Annotated in this window: 1 protein-coding gene; it reads right to left on the minus strand. The window is 66.7% G+C overall.

What is annotated here, in order from left to right; translation table 11 throughout:
• Positions 1 to 721: IS256 family transposase (locus ACTQW0_RS08485; RefSeq protein ID WP_441567778.1), on the minus strand; the 721-nt coding region annotated here is incomplete at its 3' end.
• Between the last annotated feature and the right edge of the window lie 86 nt (positions 722 to 807).

Genomic DNA, 807 nt, shown 5'->3' on the forward strand with positions numbered 1-807 from the left:
GGAACACCTCCTCGAGCGCACCGAGCATCCCCGCGCACTTGTCGCCGGTGACGAGCCGTACGCCGGAGAGCCCGCGTCCCTTGAGCCAGGAGAAGAATTCGCGCCAGGACTCCGCGGACTCGGTGTACCCCTCGGAGCAGCCGATGACCTCCCGGTCGCCGGCGGAGTTGACGCCGATGGCGACCAGCACGGCCACGTTCTCGTAGGACCCTCCCCAGCTGCGCTTGAGGTAGATACCGTCGACGAAGACGTAGGGGTAGCCGCCCTCGAGCGGCCTCTGCCGCCATGTCTCGATGGACGCGAAGGCCCTCTCGTTGAGGTTGGAGACGGTGCCGGAGGACACCGGCGCTCCCCACAGGAGCTCGGAGACGTCCTCGATCCTCCTGGTGGAGACGCCCGCCAGGTACATCTCGACGATGGCCTCCTCGACCGAGGTCTCGCGCCTGCGGTAGCGCTCGATGACGGCCGTCTGGAAGGTCGCCCCGCGGAGCTTCGGCACGCTGAGCTCGACTTCCCCGGCGCCCGTGACGAGCCTCCTCGTGTAGTGGCCGCTGCGGTAGGCCTCCCGGCCCGCCGTCCTCTCGTAGCGCTCGGCCCCGACGAGCTCGGACGCCTCCTCGTCGAGCAGTGCGTTGAGCGTCTCCTCGACGGTCTTCCTCACCAGATTCTTTATGTCGTTGCGCAGCGACTCCTCGTCGACTGATACGATGTTCGCAGACACGGCCCGTGCCCCCTTCGTCGGTGATTTGTTGTTTAGTCGCTAGAAATCATATGACGGGGCGCGGGCCGTGTTCCGCTATGCGGTTG

Origin of the sequence: Collinsella sp. LCP19S3_B7, from assembly GCF_052121795.1 — a bacterium.
Classification (GTDB): Bacteria; Actinomycetota; Coriobacteriia; order Coriobacteriales; family Coriobacteriaceae; genus Collinsella.